This window comes from Ignavigranum ruoffiae (genome assembly GCF_023195815.2).
Taxonomy (GTDB): Bacteria; Bacillota; Bacilli; order Lactobacillales; family Aerococcaceae; genus Ignavigranum; species Ignavigranum ruoffiae.
Genome location: NZ_CP096206.2, coordinates 1590183 through 1604936, shown reverse-complemented (window position 1 = coordinate 1604936; position 14754 = coordinate 1590183). Strand labels below are relative to the sequence as shown.

The window sequence follows — 14754 nt, the reverse complement described above, 5'->3', positions numbered from 1 at the left end:
GAGAAGTAATATGGCCAATGTAGAATTAAAAAAAGTTGCCAAAATATATGAAGATGGCTACAAAGCCGTCAAAAATATCGATTTAAGCATCCGTGATGAAGAGTTTGTGGTTTTGGTCGGCCCTTCAGGCTGTGGTAAGTCAACCACGCTGAGAATGATTGCTGGTTTAGAGGATATTTCAGAAGGTGAATTATATATTGGTGATCAATTAGTCAATAATGTCTTAGCGAAAGACCGTGATATTGCGATGGTATTTCAATCTTATGCCCTTTATCCGCATATGACTAATCGGGATAATATTGCCTTTGCCTTGAAATTAGCTGGCGTATCTAAGGTTGAACGTTATCGGAAAGTTGATGAGGTAGCTAAAGTCTTGCAATTGCAGAGTGTCCTGGATAAAAAGCCTGGAGCACTTTCTGGTGGCCAACGTCAACGGGTCGCCCTAGGACGAGCCATGGTTCGTAATCCCAAGGTATTCTTACTGGATGAGCCTTTATCCAACCTAGATGCTAAACTAAGGGTTTCAATGCGAGCAGAAATTGTAGCCCTTCACCGTGAATTAAAGACGACCTTTATTTATGTGACACATGATCAGACGGAAGCGATGACCATGGGCGATCGGATTGCGGTGATGTCAGTAGGGAATGTGGAACAATTTGATAGTCCAGCTAACCTTTATCATAATCCAGCCAATGTATTTGTAGCAGAATTTATTGGTTCCCCACAAATGAATATGATCGCAGCCCAACTAGTCTTGAAAGATCAACAACCAGCGATTAAGATATTAGATCGTAGCTTTGTGCTTGATTCGAAGATCGCCGATCGCCTAGCCGTAACCGTAAGAGATCAACCAATTTGGCTGGGAATTCGGCCAGAAAATATTGCCTATACTGAGCAAGAAGGGGACTATATTTATCCGGTTCAAGCTGTCAACGTTGAACAGTTAGGTTCAGATACCTATTTATATTTTGATTTACCAGCAGCGAGTCGGCAGGCAGCCGCACGGTTTAATCCGCCGCGGATGATTAAACACCAGCAGAACTTAAAAGTGAAGTTGGATCCGCAAAAGCTGCATTTGTTTGATAAAGCGAGTGGGGAAACAATTCTACGTCCTCGTAATTTTGAAGGAGATGAATAATGGAAACTCAAATTATTGCCCATCGTGGTTTCAGTGGTCGCTATCCAGAGAATACGATGCTGGCTTTTAAAGCTGCGGAATTAGCCCAAGCTGATGGTATTGAATTAGATGTCCATTTAACGAAAGATGATGAATTGATTATTTGCCATGATGAACGCATCGATCGTACTTCGAATGGACAGGGTTATCTCAAGGATTACCGTCTCAAAGAAATTCAAGAATTTACTTTCTTAAATGGCTTGGGCCAATGGCAACACCGTGATCATGCTGATATTACTGCTCCGAGTTTATCAGAATTTTTTACTTGGTTTGTTGAGACTGAAATGTTAGTCAATATTGAAATTAAAAATAATATTTTTGCCTATCCAGGAATTGTTAAAAAAGTAATTGACTTAATCAAACATTTTGACGTAAGTCATCGGGTAATACTCTCTTCTTTCAACCACCACACTATTAGGGAAGTTCAAAGTCAAGATTCGACCTTATCTTGTGGTTTCTTAACCGGTTGTTCGCTCTTAGAGCCAGGAAAGTATTGTCGCCAATATAAGGTGGATTATTATCATCCTTATTATCATTCGATTAATGAACAAGATCTAAAGGATTGCCAAGACAACCAGGTAGCTTTAAATGTCTGGACGGTAGATTATCCTGAAGATTTACGACGGCTAATTGAATGGGGTGTGCAAGGAATCATCACCAACCAGGTAGAATTAGCTAAAAGCGTTATGAATGACTATCAACGCTTACAAAATTCTTAGTATAAGTAAAATGGAGTTTATAATTTAGGAGTACTTACTCTTGCAAAGTAAGAAGCATAATTACAGCGGTATTGGCAAAAAAAAGCCTCGAAGAAATGTGTCCCATATTTCTTCGAGGTTTAATTTATTGTTTAAAATTTATTCGTTGGCTTAAGGGATAGATGATCATCCCACCTAACACCATGGCAATTAGTTCTGATAAGACTAAACCACCATATAAGGGAAGGAACGGTCCATCATAGCCGAGGAATTGAATCATCAGGGCGATGGTAATCATCGATAAAGAAAAGATTATCGCCAGAATCCCGTATTTTATCAGCATGGGATCGATCGATAATTGATAATGACTTTGAAGCCATTGAACCATTCGATCCGCCAGCCATCTTCCAAGATAGAGAAAGACTAAAGTTGATAGACTGCCCACAACCATATCTAAGGGACCAAAAGCAAAGTAATTCGCAATAAAGACACCTAAGGTAACGGCCCAAATATGACGTTTCTTATAAAGGGCTAGAAAATTCAGCCCTTCAGCAATCCGAAAATTAAGGGGACCATAAGCAAAAGGGGCAGTTAAAAATGTGACCACCACATAGACGCCCGCAATCAAGGCGACATTGGCAATCGTCCGAGATTTGCTCTCATCATAATGTATATTCATATTATTCTCTCCTTTATAGGTTTCACCTATTCATACTACGACCAAAGGACACTGAGTGGCTAAATCCACTGAAGAATCGTAGGTTATTCATCTGCTCGAATAACAAAAAATATGTTACAATATAAACAAAAGAAAGGCAAGTAAAACTTGCCTTAGTCTTTGGCAATAAAGCGGTGATGAAGGCCGGCACTTAGATAAACATTCTCATCTAAGTCAACCACCACCCCTTCAATGCCAGGTGTATTATTAATATGACCGATAGCTTCTTGGCAGGTATTGTGAAATAAAATCGTAGCCCAAATTTCACAATCTAGGGAAGTTTTAGAAATAATTGAGATGCTACCAATCTCAGTAAAGATTGGAAATCCTGTCCGTGAATCCAAGATATGGTGGTAGGTCTTGCCGTCAACATTGAGACAGCGTTCATAGATCCCAGAGGTCACGACCGATTCATCAACAACTTTAACTGCACCGAGAATATCGCCTCGATTGCGATTTAATCGCTGAATGCCCACCCGCCATTGATGATCAGGTTGGGTATTGGAATCGCCAATGGTTAAGACATTGCCACCGAGATTGATAATTCCATGTTTCACTCCCTTAGAAATAAAAAAATCTTTAAGGATATCGGCAAAGTAGCCTTTAGCTAAGGCACCTAAATCTATTTCCATACCGACGCGACTTAGATAGACGGTCTGTTTTTCTTCATTAAGGTGAATTTTTTGCGGGTCAATCAGTTCTAAGACAGCATTAATTTCTTGGTCACTAGGTCGACGTGCATCCTTAAAGCCAATCCGCCATAACTTGACTAAGGGACCTATGGCGATATTTAAATTTAAGAGGCTCGCGATACTGTACATTTTTCCAATCTTAATCAGATAGAAGAGATCATCATCAACTCGGACCGCTTTTTTACCGGCATTCTGGTTGATCTTCATCAAATTTGAAGCATTATCGTTGGCATTAAACCTTTTTTCTAGATCGATTAATATGTTATGAGCGTGTTTTAATAATGATTTGGCATTAGGATGAGTGATTTGTAAAGTTACATGAGTTCCCATCATTTTATAACTTTCTGTGGTGAGTACCATTCAATCATTCCTTTGCTATAATCTAATTCCATTGTACTAGATTCACAGATAAATGTCTTATAATTTTCTAGATTTCTTTGAGGATTCATAATAATGTTAGGAAGCCCAATAAATCATGTTTGTAAGGGGTTCCATAAAGGAGAGAAGCCGATGTTACAGCCCAATCAAAAACTGGTATTTGCCGGGGATAGTATCACAGATGCCTACCGTGACTATGGCAACCCAAACAACCTTGGTCTAGGTTATGTGAATATGTTGAACTATTTCTTGCAACTCAAGTTTCCTCAGCTTAGGCTGCAAGTATTTAACCGCGGGATTAATGGTCATCGTTTAATTGATATGAAGCGTCGTTGGCAAGAAAATTGTCTTGACTTTCAGCCGGATTGGGTAAGTATTCTGATTGGTATCAATGATATTTGGACCCATCACCATCAGTATAAGAATATTGGCATGGCCTACTGGCATAATTTCTATAATGATTACGATTCTCTCATTGCTCAGACAAAAAATCAAGGTGCTCAAGTAGTTTTAATGAAAGTTTTTGTCTTACCTTATCCCCAAGAGCGCCTAAATTGGCAAGCAGATGTCTTTATTATGAATCAGTTAATTGACCAGTTAGCTAAACAACATCAATGTCCGACAGTTGAACTTCAAGGTCCTTTACTAAGCTTGGGACGAGAGTATGGTTTTGCCTTATATACTGGCAGTGATGGTGTTCACCCAACCCCTTTAGGTCACGGAGTAATTGCCCAAAACTGGTTAAAAGCTTTAGGATATTTCTAAGAAAGCCTTTTGCTTGAAAGGCTAGGTTAATTATATTATAATGATTCTAGATTGAGAAATCTAATAATATTATATGGAGGTCATTATAATGATGGAAATCGACTGGAAAGATCATGGTAAACAACCTTATGTGATTGATATCGAGAAAGCAACCCTAGATAATGATAATTACCGTACTACTTTATGGACCGGTGAGAAACTTCAATTAACAGTGATGACAATCCAACCAGGCGATGACATTGGTTTAGAAGTCCACCATGGAATTGACCAATTCTTACGAATTGAAGAAGGTAAAGGCCTATGCCAAATGGGACCTAGTGAAGATAACCTTGATGTCGAAGTTGAAGTGGGTGACGATTCAGGAATCTTCGTGCCAGCTGATATGTGGCATAATGTAACCAATAAAGGTGATAAGCCTCTTAAACTTTACACTATTTATGCTAGTCCTGACCATCTTCCAGGAACTGTTCATCCAACCCACGAAGATGCTGAAAATGATCCAAACGAACATTAATAGTTAATTTCTGCTTGAGAAAGCAATAAGCCAGCGATTTCGCTGGCTTTTTTAGTGTCTATTTTAGCTGATATATTAAGCGTCAAAAACATAAGTCATCGTTTGTAGGCTTGAGTCTATGATAAACTGATCGGCTTTAACTTTGGAGGCAAAGTCATTGAAAGTTTCTGGGTCAAAATTTTGTGCCAATAGTAGATGTTGGGCTAATTGACCCCGGAGTTTTTTTGTTGTAGATGAAGGTAAATTTTTGCCCGTTCGCTTAATAAATTGAATATCAATCATTTCACAGTCTGAGGATGAAATCAATTGAGAGAATTCTTTTGAAGCCAGATTATATATGGTGGCTCCCTTGAAGTAATTGTTGATGATGGGTCGCCATAGAGCCTTAAGACTTTTTCCTTGAATTGTTAAGGCAACTTGTAAGTCCAAGCGGTAGGGATGAATAGGGTCACTGGGCTTAAGGGGGCCGTATAAAGCTGAGAGGATCCGTAAATGCTGATCGCAATAAGTCAGGTCAAGATTACTCCAGTCAATTTGGCGGAAAGCTAGCCCTTGATAGGTCAGGTAAGCGGATTTGGCCTGGTCGGTATCTAATTTCGTAAAGTAGGTCTCAACTTGATTTAATAAATCTCCTTGAATCTGGAAAAGTTGAGCAATTTCTAAACGATTGAGACCTTTAAGTTTTGCTTGAATAGCCTGGGTCAGGTCATGTTTTTTTGCGGTTTGTTGGCCAAGACTAGCATCCATTTCTTTGCTCGGTGAGAGAATAATATAGTTTGCCATTAGCTTCTCCTTTCTAAAATATTAATGGATTTCTTAGGCAAGCTTTTCCTCTCTTTGTTATAATAATTAAGATAAAGAAAGGAAGATAGCCATGACATTTGAAGAAATCTTACCAAAAATCAAACAAGGCCACAAGGCCTTGCGTCGGATCTGGAAGGGTGGCGAATTGTATATTAAATTAGCCGACCCCAAAGAATTTGAAGGCCAACCACTGACTCCCTATTTCTTGATTATGGTAGAAGGCGAAGGTTACTCAATGTTTCAACCTACAGTCTGCGACATTCTAGCCCATGATTGGTTTGTCGTCGAAGATAAGTAATCATGTTAATAAACAAACAGAATCAGTCAGCTGACCAAGATATTGTATTAGTGACTGGAGCAGGATCAGGCATCGGTCAAGCCCAAGCCCTAGCTTTTTTAAGACAAGGGGCTCAGGTGATTGCTGTGGACCGTCAGGCTGGGTTTGCTCGATTAAAGAATGAGAATAATGACGATCAACTTGAATGTTTTCAAGTGGATTTGAGCCAAGAAGCAGAGGTTAAGGACCTATTTGTGACCATTCAAGCATCATATCCACGATTAGATGTGCTTTGCAATACGGCAGGACAATTAGATGATTATCGGCCACTAGCAGAAATTGATTATGCTTTCTGGCGGCAAATTATGGCCAATAACTTAGATAGTCTATTTCTAGTTACCCAGCAAGCCCTTCCCTTATTATTAAGCAACTCAAAAAGTCATGTGATTAATATGGCGTCGATAGCGGGGATGACCACAGCGGGTGGTGGTATTGCCTATACCTCAGCTAAACATGCGATTATTGGTTTCACTAAGCAATTAGCATATGAATACAGTCGATCAGGTCTAAGAGTCAATGCAATTGCTCCTGGGGCCATCCAGACACCAATGAATCAGGCTGACTTTGCTGGAGATGGACAGATGGCTGAACAAGTTCGCCAACAAATCCCCTTGCAACGTTGGGCCCAAGTCAAGGAAGTCGCTGATTTAACCTTGTTTCTAGCTAGTGAACAAGCCGACTATATCCAAGGAGCTGTTATCCCACTGGATGGCGGCTGGTTGATACGATAGAAGTCTTTGTTTAATCAAGGTTCAGTGCTTTACAGCGTAAGATAATTTTAGTAAAGTTAGTAGTGTTAAAAGTTTAAGAAAATATAGGAGGTGACGCTTTGGGGATTGCAAGCATGAAGAAAATTAGTATCTTGGCGCGCAAAGAAGATCAAGATAAAGTGTTGCAAACCATCCAGTCATTCCAAAACGTTGAAATCATTGATCTAAAAGATAAGGTCTCTTCTGAACTTTTGTCTCACTTTGAACGTCCCCAAGTTGAATCGACGGTGCGTAAATTGAGTCGGCAAATTGATCGGTTAGATGAGAATATAGCCTACCTTGTTTCCTATGTGAAACCTAAGAGCCTGTGGGAAAAATTAGGGCAGGGTCGTGAGAACTACACCTTGGATGAATTGTATCAGCAAGTCCACCAACTAGATGTCGATCTACTTTTAGATACAGTTCAAGAACAACGCGATCATATTCTAGCCCTAGAAAAAGATATTGATAAGATAGAACAAGATGAGGCTTTATTACGACAATGGCAAAAGTTAGAAATGGATCCTAAGCAATTAAAGGATTTAAAATTCCTTAAAGCTGAGATCGGTTCAATTGAAACTAAAAATTCTGAAGAATTTGTTCAGGCAATCCAAGCTATGGATGGAGTGGCTGAAGAAATTTATTATACAGATGAATATATGAATTATTTAGTCGTGGTAGACAAAATGAAAGAAACTCAATTAGAAGACTTATTAAATCGTTTTGCTTTCAAACATTTTGATTACCCATTCGTGCGACCGCCTCAAGAAGCTTTGAAGAATACCTTGGCTTATCGAGAACAATTAATTCGCGTTCATCGGGATGCCCGTCAACGGTTGCGCTATAATGACCAGACTCTCTGGAATTTAAAGTTAGTTAAAGAATACATTTATAATGTACGAGAAAGAGAAAAGGCCAGAGAATTGATTCTGAATAGTTCTTCCTTATTTATGGTTTCGGGCTGGACGCCTGAAGAAGATGTAATGGAAGAAATCGCTTCGATTCGGGCAGAGCTAGTGGGTCAACCTTTAGCTATCTTAACTGAGGATGTTCAACTCGAAGAAATAGATGAAGTGCCTATCAAGTTGGATAATGCTCATATTATTGGTCCTTTTGAATCGCTGACCAAACAATACAGTCTGCCTAAATATAACGCCAAGGATCCGACGCCATTTTTGTATCCTTTTCATATATTATTTTTCGGCATGATGAGTGCAGATTTAGGCTATGGAATGATACTTTGGTTGTTAACCTTTATCCCTTTGAAACGCTTTGATCTTAAAGCGGGTACGCGACAGACATTGAGATTCTTCCATCAATTATCATATGGTACGATGGCTGTCGGTTTATTCTTTGGTTCGTTTTTTGGTTTCAATTTACCTTTTAAAGTGTGGGATATCACCGGAAATGTTATTGAAGTTTTAATTTTATCAGTCGTCTTCGGGATTATTCATCTTTTTGTAGGATACACTTTGAAGAGTGTCGAAGCCTTTAAACAAAAGGATTGGAAGAGTTTCTATCTAGACGCAGTTCAGTGGTTATTGATGCTCATTGGTATTGTAATTCTAGGGATTAACATGGCATTTCTGAACAATCAAGCTTTACTTCAAAAGATTGGAACTTGGCTGATTATTGGTAATGTCATTGGAATGATTGTGGTCAATATTGTAGCCAGTCACAACAAGTTAGTTGGTTTAGGTCAAGGTGCTTTAGGCGTCATTGGCGTAGCAGGGTTTATGGGGGATCTGATTTCCTATACCCGGTTAGCAGCCTTAGCCATATCAGGAGCTAATATTGGGATGGCTTTCAATATGATTATTGGTATTTTGCCACCAATCGCTCGGTTTTCTGTGGGGATTATTTTATTTGTTGTCCTACACGCCTTAAATATCTTTTTAACGTTTTTAGGTGCCTATGTCCACGACATGCGTTTGGAATATGTTGAATTTTTTGGCAAGTTTTATGAAGGTGGGGGCAAGGCTTTTACGCCTCTGGGAACTCTCAATGATAATATAAATATAAAAAAGGAGAAACGATAAGATGGAATTTTCAATTGTAAATATTTTTGGTGAATATACTGGAATTATCCTAGCTGGTTTGGGAGCGGCCCTTGCTGTCTTTCTTTCAGGTTATGGTTCTTCTAAAGGTGTGGGCATCGCAGGGGAATCAGCTGCAGCCCTCTGTAAAGAGAAACCAGAACTTTATGGTCAAGCCTTAGTTATGCAGTTGTTGCCAGCAACTCAAGGTTTATATGGTTTCGTAGTTGCTGTTATGATTATTATCTTCTCTAGCGTCGATATGTCTGCAGGTCAAGGATGGTACTTCTTCATGGCCGGACTACCCGTAGCTTTTGGTGGTTATTTCTCCGGTCCATATCAAGGACGTGTTTCTGCTTCTGGGATGCAAATTTTGGCTCAACGGCCAGAGAATTTATCTCAAGCCATGACTTTTGCTGCCATGGTTGAAACTTACGCGATCTTAGGTCTGGTAGTTTCTATTCTAATGTTAGTTCTAAAAACATTCTAAGAATGTTTTGACTTGTCTGGCTAAGGAGGGTAATTAAATATGTCCAATGTAGATTATGGCCCTTTGAATGTGGCCTTACGGGTCCATGAAACTGAACTCTTAGATGATAATTTTTATCGGCAATTATTGACTGCTGAATCGATTGACCAAGCGTTAAAATTACTTCAGGGAACGCCCTATGGCTTTATCCAAGATGCTAGCAATATCGATCAAGAGTTAAGAGACTATGTTGCTCAGATTTTTCGAGAAGCTTTTGAGATGGCTCCAGATAAAACAGTGATTGAATTTGCCTCGTTAGATTATACTTATCATATTTTAAAAGTCTTATTCAAAAACTATTATTCTGATCGACAACTCGAAAACCTATTATTGAATGTGGGTCGCTATGCTCATGATGAGCTGAATAAGGCGGTTAGAACAGGCCAAAGTACTGAATTGCCTGAAGAATATTTGTATGTCATTCAAGAAGTTCGGGATTACTTTGAAACTTATTATAATTTGAACCATTTAGATGTTATTTTGGATTACTATTATTTAGATCATCTGTACGATTTAGCCCAAAAAATTGGTCATCCACTGATTATAGATATGATTCAGGAATACATTGACCTTAATAATATGATTATCGCGATTCGCTTGAGTAATTTGAATAAACCGGTGTCGAGTTTGGCCGGGATGGTTCCTGATTTGGGACGAATTCCGACCGAGCAATATGTTAAAGCGAGTAAAGATGGTCTCACTGGTTTGACGAATATGTTGTTAGCCAGTCCCTATCAGGAACTTGTTGCTTCATTATTAGATAAGGAAAATCATGTTGACCCTATCCAATTAGAGAAAGTTCTAGATGATCATCGGATGCAGAAGCTTAAATCAGCTAAATTTGAATCCTTTGGACCATTACCGGTGATTGCCTATCTCTATGCGAAAGAAACTGAAGTTAAGAATCTGCGGCTCATTCTTAGTGGCTTGTTAAATGATTTACCCAAAGAAAGTATTGCCGCTGCCTTAAGGTTGAATTATCGCTAACTTGTAAAAACCAGCGTAATTTTTATTAGATAAACTTCGTTACCTCATTCCCTTCCATTTTAATAATGGGAGGGAATTTTTGTAGGGGTATAATTTTTTTCCTAACAAAGTTGCTGTATAAAAACTTTTTAAATGAAAATAACGGTTGATTTAATCGCAAAAAAACTTATAAAGTAGCTAAACGGTGCAATTTGCGAATGAGAACAATTAGAATTTAATAATACTTTGCAAAGATTTATTCTCAGCACTTGCTTGATAAGCTTGACCTCATCCGTTTTCATTATGAGATGTGATGGATATCACATTCTCAGTGTTACAGATATATAGCAACCGTTTGCAGTGCATGTTATACTACAGGTGTAGTAAGCGCTTATAGTATTAAAAAGAAAGCAAGGAGTGTTAGAATGACTAAACCTGTTCACGTTTTTTCGGAAATTGGTAAGTTAAAAAAAGTTTGTTTACACCGTCCTGGTAAAGAGTTAGAAAACTTAATGCCTGACTACTTAGAAAGACTTTTGTTTGATGATATCCCATATTTAGAAGAAGCTCAAAAAGAACATGATGCATTCGCAAAAGCATTGGAAGATAACGGCGTAGAAGTTGTTTATCTAGAAAAATTAGCTGCTGAAGCTATTGATGCTGGTAATGTTAAAGAACAATTCGTTGATGAATGGATTTCAGAATCTGGAATTGTTTCAGAAAACGTAAAAGCTATCGTTAAAGAAAAATTATTAGCTATGGATACTTTCGACATGGTTCTTAAGACTATGGAAGGTTTCAAAAAATCTGAAATCGATACTAAAGACCTTAATTCATTAGCTGACTTAATTGAAACTGACTACCCATTCTTGGTAGATCCAATGCCAAACCTATACTTCACTCGTGACCCATTTGCTACAATGGCTAACGGTGTAACAGTTAACCACATGTTTGCTGATACTCGTAACCGTGAAACTCTATATGGTCACTATATCTTCACTTATCACCCAGAATTCGGTGGCGATAATGTAGAAAAATACTATAGCCGTGACGAAGATACTCGTATCGAAGGTGGGGACGAATTAGTATTATCTAAAGACGTTCTAGCTGTTGGTATTTCACAACGTACTGACTCTCGTTCAATCGAAAAAGTTGCTAAACGTTTATTTGAAGCTGGAGCTTTCAAAGAAGTATTAGCTTTCTTAATCGGTGAAAACCGTAAATTCATGCACTTGGATACTGTATTCACAATGGTTGACTACGATAAATTCACAATCCACCCAGAAATCGAAGCTGGATTACGTGTATTATCATTAAAACCAGGTGAAAACGGCGAAGTAGTTATCGAAGAAAAAGACTCAAATCGTCTTGATGAAGTTTTAGCAGAAGCTTTAGGCTTAGATTCTGTTACTTTAATCCCATGTGCTGGTGGCGAAATTGTTGCAGCTGCTCGCGAACAATGGAATGACGGTTCAAACACCTTAACAATTGCACCAGGTGTGGTAGTTGTTTATGACCGTAACGTTACAACTAACAAATTGTTAGAAGATCATGGATTACAATTGATTAAAGTTAAAGGTTCGGAATTAGTTCGCGGTCGTGGTGGCCCTCGTTGTATGTCAATGCCACTTGTACGTGAAGACATCTAATTAACGACTCATAATCATTTTAATATAAAGGGGATGGATCTATGTTCCAAGGAAGAAACTTCTTAAAAGAAATTGATTTCACTCGTGAAGAGTTAGAATACTTAATTGACTTCAGTATTCACTTAAAAGACCTTAAAAAACGTGGAATTCCACATGAATACTTAAAAGGTCAAAACATCTGCTTACTATTTGAAAAAACTTCTACTCGTACTCGTTCAGCCTTTACTGTTGCTGCTAACGACCTAGGAGCTGCTCCAGAATTCTTAGGAGCGAATGATATTCAATTAGGTAAGAAAGAATCTGTTGAAGATACTGCTATCGTACTAGGAAGCATGTTTGACGGAATCGAATTCCGTGGTTTCAGCCAACAAGTTGCTGAAGACCTAGGTAAATATGCTGGCGTTCCAGTATGGAATGGTCTTACTGACGAATGGCATCCAACTCAAATGATTGCTGACTACATGACTATCAAAGAAGAATTCGGTGAATTAGCTGGACGTAAACTAGTTTACTGTGGTGACGGACGTAACAACGTTGCTAACTCTTTAGTAGTAACTGGTGCAATTCTAGGAGTTCATGTAACCATTGCTTCTCCAGAAGAATTATTCCCAGAAAAAGAAATCATTGACTTCGCTAAGAAATATGCTGCTGAATCAGGAGCTAAGATCGAAGTTACTTCAGATATCAAATCAGCTGTTAAAGATGCTGACGTACTTTACACTGACGTTTGGGTATCTATGGGTGAAGAAGATAAGTTCGAAGAACGCGTTAACTTATTAAAACCATACCAAATCAATAAAGAATTAACTGAAGAAATCGATGGAGATTACATCTTCCTTCACTGTCTACCAGCTTTCCATGATACTGAAACAGTTTATGGTAAAGATGTTGCTGAAAAATTCGGTGTTGAAGAAATGGAAGTTACTGACGAAGTATTCCGTAGCGAACATGGACGTCAATTCCAACAAGCTGAAAACCGTATGCACTCAATCAAAGCGATTATGGCAGTTACAAACGGTAACTTATTCATCCCACGTGTTTAATTCATTACTATGATAACTTTCACTTAGTGATTACGTGGTCACAGAGATCCGAATTGTGATTTTGTAATGACAATTCGGATCTTTTTCATTTAGGTCATAATAAAAAAATAAAAGAAAAGGAGTGTATATTATGGCAGAAACAAATGAAACACCAGTCGCAGTGGCTCAACCTGAGAAAAAGAAACGTAAAATGCTAAATTCATTTACCATGTTGTTCTTAATTACTGCAATTATTGCTGTCCTTACGTGGATTATTCCTGCAGGTCAATACCAATTAGATGATGCTGGTAACTATATCGCTGGTACTTATGAACGTGTTGCTCAATCTCCTCAAGGTCTTTGGGACTTATTCATGGCTCCAATCCGTGGTTTCCTAGGAACCGAAACTACACCAGGTGCCGTTGAAGTTGCACTATTTATTATGGTTATTGGTGGTTTCCTTGGCGTTGTAACTGAAACTGGTGCCATTGACGCCGGTATCTCAGCTATGATGAAGAACAATAAAGATAATATGACAACCCTTATTTGGGGCTTAATGTTTATCTTTGTCCTTGGTGGTTCAACTTATGGTATGAACGAAGAAACCATGGCATTCTATCCTCTATTGATTCCTTTAATGGTTGCTGTTGGCATGGACGCTTTGGTAGCGATTGCAGTAATCCTGCTAGGTTCAGGTATTGGTTGCTTGGCTTCAACGGTTAACCCATTTGCAACAGTTATTGCTTCAGATATGGCTAATATTTCGATTGCAGATGGTATCGTTATTCGTACAATCATGGCCATCGTACTTTGGGCTTTATCTGCTTGGTATGTATCAAGCTACGCGAAGAAAGTTCAAGAAGATCCTAAGAATTCATTGATTTATGATATGATGCCAGAACATAAAGAACGTTTCAAAGTTAAAGAAATGGACACAATTACTGGTAAACAAAAAGGTGTACTTTGGATTTTCGGACTGACTTTCTTAATTATGATCCTTTCTTTAATTCCATGGTCTGATTTATTCCCTGGATTCACTTTATTCGAAAGCATTCAAAATACCTTCTTAGATATGCCATTTATTGGTAACTTATTAGGACAATCTCAACGTGGTTTGTTCTTCGGTATGTGGTACTTAGTTGAAATTACAATGTTATTCTTCATGTCTTCAGTAATCATTGGTTTCTTCTATGGTATTGATGAAAGTCGTTTCGTTGAAGTCTTCCTTGATGGGGTTAAAGACTTGCTTTCTGTTGCCATGATTTGTGCGGTAGCTCGTGGTATCCAAGTTGTTATGAACGATGGACAAATTACTGCAACTGTACTTTCTTGGGGTGAAGCTGGTCTTAAAGGCTTAAACGAAGGTCTATTCACCATCTTAACTTATCTATTCTATATCCCAATGTCATTCTTGATTCCTTCAACGTCAGGTTTAGCTGCGGCGACCATGGGTATTATGGCTCCTCTAGGAGACTTTGCTAATGTAGGTAAAGATGTTGTTGTAACAGCTTACCAAACTGCCTGTGGTATTGTTAATATTATTACTCCAACTTCAGGGGTAGTAATGGGTGCCCTAGCTATTGCTGGTATTGAATTGACCACTTGGTGGAAATTCATGAAGAAGATTGGTATTATGATTGTTGTAGTTTCACTTGTACTTCTACTTGCAAGTACTTATCTTGGAATTTAATTTATAATAACTAGATTGATATGCTCACTA

At 38.4% G+C, this 14754-nt stretch carries 15 protein-coding genes; 12 read left to right on the top strand and 3 right to left on the bottom strand.

Going from position 1 to position 14754, the window contains the following annotated elements; all coding sequences use genetic code 11:
- Positions 1 to 10 precede the first annotated feature (10 nt).
- Together M0R79_RS07570 and M0R79_RS07565 are read left to right on the top strand one after the other, a co-directional pair.
- Complete coding sequence (locus M0R79_RS07570) at positions 11 to 1138, top strand: ABC transporter ATP-binding protein (protein ID WP_248415769.1); 1128 nt, start codon at positions 11 to 13, stop codon at positions 1136 to 1138.
- The gene (locus M0R79_RS07565) at positions 1138 to 1896 is read left to right on the top strand and encodes a glycerophosphodiester phosphodiesterase (RefSeq protein WP_248415770.1); all 759 of its coding nucleotides are present in this window, start codon (positions 1138 to 1140) and stop codon (positions 1894 to 1896) included. The genes M0R79_RS07570 and M0R79_RS07565 overlap by 1 nt, the downstream gene beginning before the upstream one ends.
- Positions 1897 to 2020: 124 nt before the next feature.
- On the opposite strand, the gene M0R79_RS07560 is transcribed toward M0R79_RS07565, so the two are convergent.
- Together M0R79_RS07560 and M0R79_RS07555 are read right to left on the bottom strand one after the other, a co-directional pair.
- Positions 2021 to 2554, bottom strand: a complete 534-nt coding sequence (locus M0R79_RS07560; RefSeq protein ID WP_248415771.1) for a QueT transporter family protein — start codon at positions 2552 to 2554, stop codon at positions 2021 to 2023.
- A gap of 152 nt (positions 2555 to 2706) precedes the next feature.
- Positions 2707 to 3645 (bottom strand): FAD:protein FMN transferase, encoded by a 939-nt coding sequence (locus tag M0R79_RS07555; protein ID WP_248415772.1) that lies wholly within the window; start codon positions 3643 to 3645, stop codon positions 2707 to 2709.
- Positions 3646 to 3795: 150 nt separating this feature from the next.
- On the opposite strand from M0R79_RS07555, the gene M0R79_RS07550 reads away from it, so the two are divergent.
- Positions 3796 to 4428, top strand: a complete 633-nt coding sequence (locus M0R79_RS07550) for an SGNH/GDSL hydrolase family protein (protein WP_248415773.1) — start codon at positions 3796 to 3798, stop codon at positions 4426 to 4428.
- A gap of 91 nt (positions 4429 to 4519) precedes the next feature.
- Positions 4520 to 4942: a cupin domain-containing protein gene (locus M0R79_RS07545; RefSeq protein WP_248417171.1), complete on the top strand. Its 423-nt coding sequence runs from the start codon at positions 4520 to 4522 to the stop codon at positions 4940 to 4942.
- A 75-nt stretch (positions 4943 to 5017) separates the two neighbouring features.
- Here the strand turns inward: M0R79_RS07545 and M0R79_RS07540 are convergent, their stop codons facing one another.
- Positions 5018 to 5725, bottom strand: coding sequence for a YaaA family protein (locus M0R79_RS07540; RefSeq protein WP_248415774.1), 708 nt, complete (start codon positions 5723 to 5725; stop codon positions 5018 to 5020).
- Positions 5726 to 5816: 91 nt separating this feature from the next.
- Here M0R79_RS07540 and M0R79_RS07535 point away from each other — a divergent pair, with 91 nt between their 5' ends.
- The 8 genes from M0R79_RS07535 (at position 5817) to M0R79_RS07500 (ending at position 14724) form a co-directional block, all read left to right on the top strand.
- Positions 5817 to 6044 carry a DUF2829 domain-containing protein gene (locus tag M0R79_RS07535; protein ID WP_248415775.1) on the top strand — a complete coding sequence of 76 codons (228 nt, stop codon included), beginning with the start codon at positions 5817 to 5819 and terminating at the stop codon, positions 6042 to 6044.
- Between the two features lie 2 nt (positions 6045 to 6046).
- The gene (locus tag M0R79_RS07530; RefSeq protein WP_248415776.1) at positions 6047 to 6814 is read left to right on the top strand and encodes a 3-oxoacyl-ACP reductase; all 768 of its coding nucleotides are present in this window, start codon (positions 6047 to 6049) and stop codon (positions 6812 to 6814) included.
- Positions 6815 to 6927: 113 nt separating this feature from the next.
- The gene (locus M0R79_RS07525; RefSeq protein WP_248415777.1) at positions 6928 to 8871 is read left to right on the top strand and encodes a V-type ATP synthase subunit I; all 1944 of its coding nucleotides are present in this window, start codon (positions 6928 to 6930) and stop codon (positions 8869 to 8871) included.
- 1 nt (position 8872) lies between these two features.
- A complete protein-coding gene (locus M0R79_RS07520; RefSeq protein ID WP_248415778.1) occupies positions 8873 to 9358 on the top strand; it encodes a V-type ATP synthase subunit K in 486 nt (161 codons plus the stop codon).
- 39 nt (positions 9359 to 9397) lie between these two features.
- Positions 9398 to 10384, top strand: a complete 987-nt coding sequence (locus M0R79_RS07515; protein WP_248415779.1) for a V-type ATPase subunit — start codon at positions 9398 to 9400, stop codon at positions 10382 to 10384.
- Positions 10385 to 10788: 404 nt separating this feature from the next.
- Positions 10789 to 12012 (top strand): arginine deiminase, encoded by a 1224-nt coding sequence (arcA, locus tag M0R79_RS07510; RefSeq protein WP_092571391.1) that lies wholly within the window; start codon positions 10789 to 10791, stop codon positions 12010 to 12012.
- A 41-nt stretch (positions 12013 to 12053) separates the two neighbouring features.
- Entirely contained in the window at positions 12054 to 13055 is a 1002-nt protein-coding gene (gene argF, locus M0R79_RS07505; protein ID WP_248415780.1) for an ornithine carbamoyltransferase, read from the top strand.
- Between the two features lie 130 nt (positions 13056 to 13185).
- On the top strand, positions 13186 to 14724 hold the full coding sequence (locus M0R79_RS07500) for a YfcC family protein (RefSeq protein ID WP_248415781.1): 1539 nt from the start codon (positions 13186 to 13188) through the stop codon (positions 14722 to 14724).
- The last annotated feature ends 30 nt before the right edge of the window (positions 14725 to 14754 follow it).

What these genes read in the sequence shown, in the direction of transcription:
- M0R79_RS07570 (WP_248415769.1), top strand. Translation starts at nt 11, where the DNA reads ATGGCCAATGTAGAATTAAAAAAAGTTGCCAAAATATATGAAGATGGC.
- M0R79_RS07565 (WP_248415770.1), top strand. Translation starts at nt 1,138, where the DNA reads ATGGAAACTCAAATTATTGCCCATCGTGGTTTCAGTGGTCGCTATCCA.
- M0R79_RS07560 (WP_248415771.1), bottom strand. Translation starts at nt 2,554, where the DNA reads ATGAATATACATTATGATGAGAGCAAATCTCGGACGATTGCCAATGTC.
- M0R79_RS07555 (WP_248415772.1), bottom strand. Translation starts at nt 3,645, where the DNA reads ATGGTACTCACCACAGAAAGTTATAAAATGATGGGAACTCATGTAACT.
- M0R79_RS07550 (WP_248415773.1), top strand. Translation starts at nt 3,796, where the DNA reads ATGTTACAGCCCAATCAAAAACTGGTATTTGCCGGGGATAGTATCACA.
- M0R79_RS07545 (WP_248417171.1), top strand. Translation starts at nt 4,520, where the DNA reads ATGGAAATCGACTGGAAAGATCATGGTAAACAACCTTATGTGATTGAT.
- M0R79_RS07540 (WP_248415774.1), bottom strand. Translation starts at nt 5,725, where the DNA reads ATGGCAAACTATATTATTCTCTCACCGAGCAAAGAAATGGATGCTAGT.
- M0R79_RS07535 (WP_248415775.1), top strand. Translation starts at nt 5,817, where the DNA reads ATGACATTTGAAGAAATCTTACCAAAAATCAAACAAGGCCACAAGGCC.
- M0R79_RS07530 (WP_248415776.1), top strand. Translation starts at nt 6,047, where the DNA reads ATGTTAATAAACAAACAGAATCAGTCAGCTGACCAAGATATTGTATTA.
- M0R79_RS07525 (WP_248415777.1), top strand. Translation starts at nt 6,928, where the DNA reads ATGAAGAAAATTAGTATCTTGGCGCGCAAAGAAGATCAAGATAAAGTG.
- M0R79_RS07520 (WP_248415778.1), top strand. Translation starts at nt 8,873, where the DNA reads ATGGAATTTTCAATTGTAAATATTTTTGGTGAATATACTGGAATTATC.
- M0R79_RS07515 (WP_248415779.1), top strand. Translation starts at nt 9,398, where the DNA reads ATGTCCAATGTAGATTATGGCCCTTTGAATGTGGCCTTACGGGTCCAT.
- arcA (WP_092571391.1), top strand. Translation starts at nt 10,789, where the DNA reads ATGACTAAACCTGTTCACGTTTTTTCGGAAATTGGTAAGTTAAAAAAA.
- argF (WP_248415780.1), top strand. Translation starts at nt 12,054, where the DNA reads ATGTTCCAAGGAAGAAACTTCTTAAAAGAAATTGATTTCACTCGTGAA.
- M0R79_RS07500 (WP_248415781.1), top strand. Translation starts at nt 13,186, where the DNA reads ATGGCAGAAACAAATGAAACACCAGTCGCAGTGGCTCAACCTGAGAAA.